We start from the raw sequence: 4,135 nt of genomic DNA, 5'->3' as shown, positions 1-4,135 counted from the left end.
CTGGCGGCGAAGGCCGACATCGTCGTCGAGAATTTCCGCTCCGGCACCGCCGACCGCCTCGGCGTCGGTTTCAAGGAACTCAGCGCGCCAAACCCGCGGCTGATCTACTGCTCGATCTCCGGCTATGGTCAGACCGGGCCCGATGCCGGACGGCCCGGCTATGATTTCGTCATGCAGGCCGAAAGCGGCCTGATGGCCATCACTGGCGAGAGCAATGGCGAGCCGATGCGCGTCGGCGTCGCCATCACCGACATCGTCTGCGGCATGGTCTCGACGCAGTCGATCCTGGCAGCGCTTTACGAGCGCGCGACGACCGGCAAGGGCCAGTTCCTCGACCTGTCGCTGATCGACTGCGCGCTCAGCCTGCTGATCAATATCGGCAGCGGTTACCTCAACACCGGCCGCGAGGTCGCCCGCTACGGCAATGCGCATCCGACGGTTGTCCCCTATCAGATATTCGAGGCCTCCGATGGCGGCTTCGCGCTGGCCGTCGGCAATGACCGCCAGTTCGCGGCGCTGTGCGAGAAGGTCCTTGATCTGCCACATCTGGCTGGGGATGCGCGCTTCATCAAGGCAGGCGCGCGTGCCACCAACCGCGAGGCTTTGATCCCCGAATTGGCGGCTGCCTTCAAGACGCGGACGCGCGACCACTGGATGGCAACCTGCGCCGCCGCCAGCGTGCCGGCCGGCACCGTAAAATCGATACCGGAAGTCTTCGACAGTCCCAATGTGCGTGAGCGTGGCCTCGTCCAGACCTTGCCGCATCCGCATCTCGGCTCCGTCGCCATGGTGCGCCCGGCACAGGGACTTGCCGCGCAGCTGACCGCCGACTTTACCGCGCCGCCGATGCTGGGCCAGGACACAGCTGCCGTGCTGGCCGACGTGCTCGGCTACAGCGCCGAGACCATCGACCAACTGATCGGCTCCGGGGCTGTCAGCGTCTATGCGCCTGCCGCCGAACCGATCCCCGCCTGATCTTCCACGGAACGTGGCAGCCCTCGTCTCGCATTTGCGGTTCGACGACTGGTGGTTCTTAACTTCAAGAGCGCGAAGAGCCGCTCCCGGAATTGCTCGGCCGGCTACTTCTGCTGGCCGTAATTCTTGTACCGCCCCCGAATGGCGGCGATCTCGCTGCCCTCGATGAGCACCGGTGTACCGGCGCTGCGCGCCAAAAGGTATTGCCGCGCCAAGGTCTCGAGCTTGATGGTGCGGACGAGCGCCGTGTCGAGATCGCCGCCGAAAGCGATCATGCCATGATTGGCGAGCAGGCAGGCCGACCTGTCCTTGAGCGCGACGACGGCAACCTTGGCCAGTTCGCTTGACGCGAACAGCGCATAGTCCGAACAGCGCACATCATCGCCACCGAAACCCGCGACCATGTAATGGAACAGCGGCAGTCCCTCGCGCAGGCACGATAGCGCCACGCAATGGTCGGGATGGGCATGCACGACGGCACCGGCCTCGGGGAAAGCCTTGTAGATCTCGGCGTGCATTTCCCATTCGCTCGACGGCCGGAACGCCCCCTCCCAGCTGCCATCGAGTTGCATCGGCACCATCTGCTCCGGCCGAAGCGCGCTTGTAGCTATTCCCGTCGGCGTGATCATCATGCCGCTTGTCGTCCGCACACTGATGTTGCCGGTGGTGCCGACATTCATTCCGCTGGCGTCCAGCGTCTGCGTCGCGGTGATCAGGCTGGCGCGTGCAGTCTCGGTGTCCATCACGATGCTTTTCCTGTGGTTGGCCGCATGACAGGTTTTGCCGGTGGCCATATATCGATCGCCGGCGCGACGGTGGTCGCCCGTGTCATGTCTTGCAGGACGTCGGCGAAAATATCCGGGCCGCCGAGCTTCCCCGATTTCAACATCAGCGCCAGCGGCTCGGATGGCAGGCCGGGGAGGTGGGCAGTGGCACGCGACAGTCCCGGCCCCTCATAGGCACCCATGGCGATGCGGTCGATGCCGAGCGCCTTGACCACCGAACCGGCGGTCTCGCCGCCGGCGACGACCAGCCGCCGCACACCGAGTTCGAGCACAAGAATGTGTGCAATCCCGGCCAGCATCTCTTCCGCCTTTGCCGCCACCGCGTTGCGGCCATGCGCCTGCTGCAGCGCTTCGACCGTCGCTTGCGGCGCCGTCGTGGCAATGGCGATCATCGTGCCGGGCAAATGCCGCTGGGCGAAGGCACGCGCTTCGGCCACGACATCGGCGCCGGCGAAGGCGCTGGCCAGATCGATCGTCAGCAGTGGATTGTTTTGCGCAAAGCGTTCGAGCTGTTCGATGGTGCGGTCGGCAACGCTGCCGGCCAGCACCGCCGCTGGGCCGTTTATGGCCGGCAGGCTGGCGGTAACGAGATCGACTGAATTCAGCAGCCCATGCGTGAGCCAGGCCGGTGGCAGATGCGCGGCGACCGAGGAATTGCCGGTCATCAGCGGCAGGTCGAAGGTCGCTTCCGCGATCGCAACCAGGTCGCGCTCGCGGATCGTGTCGGTGACCAGCAGCGTCTCGCCGCCCGCGCTGTGCTCTCGTATGGCGTTGCGGATGGCCTCCGCCCCGGCATCGACGACGAGATAGGGCACCAGCCCGACCTTGCCTTTGCTCTGCGCCTGCAGCACGCGAACCAGATTGGAATCGGTCATCGGCGTCAGCGGATCGAAGCGCTTGGGCGATTCACCCAGCAATTGGGCGCCGCCGAACATGTGTCCCTGATAGACGGTGCGGCCGGTCTCACACAGCGCCGGAGTGAACAGCGTGACGCCGCCGCCGAGGCGCTCGAGCAGCGCCTCGGCGCAAGGACCGATGTTGCCGGCAGGTGTCGAATCGAAAGTGGCGCAATATTTGAAGAAGATCTGCCGGGCACCAGCTTCAAGCAGCCGGTCCGCCGCCTCCAGAACCTGGCGCACCGCATCGCTGGCCGCGATGACGCGGGTCTTCAGCAGGATCACATGGGCAAGATTGCCTGGTGGGATCGGCGCACTCAGTCCGACCGTGCATCCCGTTGGAATGCCGCGCGCCACCAGCATCGACGCCAGCTCGGTGCCGCCGGTCAGATCGTCGGCTATGGCGCCGAACAGGAGTGAAGGCGTCGCGGTCATGCGCCCCGTCTCATGTCCGTCTGCACCATGGCTGCCCGTCTCGCAGTTGCCTGTCTCATGTCGGTGGTCAGGCCATTCGTGGTATCATATACACAGCCCACGCGACGCAGGCGACGCCGGCGCCGCTGCAAGAACGGAGAGCGGATGTGACTGCTTCTATCGCGCCGATCGCGCGCGACAATCTGACGACGCGCGTCTACGAGGAGCTTCGCCGCGCCATGATGGAGGGCCGCTTCTGGCCGGGCCATCGCTTCAAGATCCGCGACCTTGCCGCCAGCCTTCAGGTGTCTGAGACGCCAGTGCGCGAGGCGCTGATGCAGCTGGTCCGCGAAAAGGGTCTGGAGATGGAGGCCGGTCGTTCGATCACCGTCGCCCAGCTGTCGCTGGCCCAATATCTGGAGTTGCGCAGCATCCGGCTGCATCTCGAAGGCATGGCGGGGGCGGCGGCAACAACGCGCATCGAGCCACGGGAGATCGACCGTCTGGCCGAGGTGCATGACAGACTGATTGCCAACGAGGACAATGGCCATTGGTTCGAAGCCGTCCGCGACAATTGGGAATTCCACCATTCCATCTACCAGGCGGCGCAAATGCCGGAGCTGCTGGCGATCATCGAGGGCATCTGGCTGCGCAACGGTCCGCTGGTGAACTATCAATACCCGCACGCCAGGCCGACCTACGACGGCCGCCACCGGCACCTCGACATTCTCGACGCGCTGCGGGCGCGTGACGAGAACGGCGTGCGCAAGGGCATTCAGCAGGACATGATCGAAGGCGGACGCCTGTTGGTCAAGGTTCTCGAACGGCTGAACGACGGTGCGGTCACGCCCGAGGAACTGCGCCGCGCGGCGCAGAACGGCCGCCTGGTGTCGGCCGTCGGCTGAGCGATTTGTTCCTTCCCACCGCATCGGCGCTGGTCACGCCACCTGCGCCGCTGCGGCCATGCCGGCATCGGCAGCCTGCAGGGCGAGATCTATGTCTTTTGCGGTATGCGCGGCACTCAGGAACATGTTGTGCCGGGGGTGGAAATAGGCGCCCTCGCGC

Annotated in this window: 4 protein-coding genes; 2 read left to right on the top strand and 2 right to left on the bottom strand. The window is 65.4% G+C overall.

Annotated elements, in window-relative coordinates; all coding sequences use genetic code 11:
• A partial coding sequence (locus tag EN964_RS27160; RefSeq protein ID WP_164776019.1) for a CaiB/BaiF CoA-transferase family protein occupies positions 1 to 975 on the top strand: 975 nt, incomplete at its 5' end.
• Positions 976 to 1,079: 104 nt separating this feature from the next.
• Here the strand turns inward: EN964_RS27160 and EN964_RS27155 are convergent.
• A complete protein-coding gene (locus tag EN964_RS27155) occupies positions 1,080 to 1,718 on the bottom strand; it encodes a class II aldolase/adducin family protein (protein WP_127272706.1) in 639 nt (212 codons plus the stop codon).
• A complete protein-coding gene (gene otnK / locus EN964_RS27150) occupies positions 1,718 to 3,091 on the bottom strand; it encodes a 3-oxo-tetronate kinase (RefSeq protein ID WP_127273327.1) in 1,374 nt (457 codons plus the stop codon). The genes EN964_RS27155 and otnK overlap by 1 nt, the downstream gene beginning before the upstream one ends.
• Positions 3,092 to 3,237: 146 nt before the next feature.
• Here otnK and EN964_RS27145 point away from each other — a divergent pair, with 146 nt between their 5' ends.
• Entirely contained in the window at positions 3,238 to 3,975 is a 738-nt protein-coding gene (locus EN964_RS27145) for a GntR family transcriptional regulator (RefSeq protein WP_127267755.1), read from the top strand.
• The last annotated feature ends 160 nt before the right edge of the window (positions 3,976 to 4,135 follow it).

Origin of the sequence: Mesorhizobium sp. M7A.F.Ca.CA.001.10.2.1 (assembly GCF_003998575.1) — a bacterium.
Classification (GTDB): domain Bacteria; phylum Pseudomonadota; class Alphaproteobacteria; order Rhizobiales; family Rhizobiaceae; genus Mesorhizobium.
Note: the sequence above shows the minus strand (reverse complement) of the source record. Positions and strands in the feature narration are given on the sequence as shown.

Excerpts from the sequence above, each read along its gene's own strand:
- EN964_RS27155 (WP_127272706.1), bottom strand. The coding sequence starts at position 1,718 with ATGGACACCGAGACTGCACGCGCCAGCCTGATCACCGCGACGCAGACG.
- otnK (WP_127273327.1), bottom strand. The coding sequence starts at position 3,091 with ATGACCGCGACGCCTTCACTCCTGTTCGGCGCCATAGCCGACGATCTG.